The sequence below is a fragment of the Bacillus sp. 220_BSPC genome, assembly GCF_001054655.1.
Taxonomy (GTDB): Bacteria; Bacillota; Bacilli; order Bacillales; family DSM-1321; genus Peribacillus; species Peribacillus frigoritolerans.
This window is the reverse complement of record NZ_JVPL01000184.1, coordinates 1-673: the sequence shown is the minus strand read 5'-3', so window position 1 is coordinate 673 and position 673 is coordinate 1. Positions and strand designations below refer to the sequence as shown.

1 pseudogene is annotated in these 673 nt (G+C 41.0%); it reads right to left on the bottom strand.

Annotated elements, in window-relative coordinates:
• Window positions 1–29 precede the first annotated feature (29 nt).
• Window positions 30–673: pseudogene (locus tag ADA55_RS29395) on the bottom strand (transposase); the annotation flags it as partial.

Below are 673 nucleotides of genomic sequence, written 5' to 3'. Positions count from 1 at the left end.
AAGAGATTGCGGCTCTACGAGCCCACATGTTAGGCCATTTTTGGACCTCGCCGTGTCCAATTGGCCATCTTCTTTAAATTAATGGCAGCCAAAGTAAGCATCGCCTGCATCGACAATTTATTAAGTCCCCTTAAAGAAGTCCAACGGATACCATGCTTTTCTTTTGCATCTGCGAATACACGCTCAATCGTTTCTTTACGNNNNGCATATATAGGTTTTACATCTTGATGATGACGCAGATGATCTGCTTCTTCCACATATGTATGCCAGATATGCCGAGTCACCACTTTTTGACCGTCTTTGCTTTCTGTTCACCGAGATAAAAATGAGCATGTTGCACAGATGTGTTTGGGGATTTATGCTCGCGATAGCCCTCTTTATTTGTTGTTGAGTACTTTAATAGCTCTCCCAAAGGGCAAAGGTAACAATCAATATATTCATCGACATAGTCCTGTTTGCGGAAGTTTGTGCGAGGATGTGTATAATGTAAAGCGGGTATGATTTCTTTCTTAAATAGGTAGCTTGTAATTTCCATGGCTTTCACGATCTGGAATGATTTCTTCTTGAAGACGTCCTTGATACACTCGTGTATCTTTACGAACGATTTTCTTTTCAAATTTCCATTTATTCGCACTGGCTTTCACATGTGTGGAATCCACGAAAACGTGTTCAG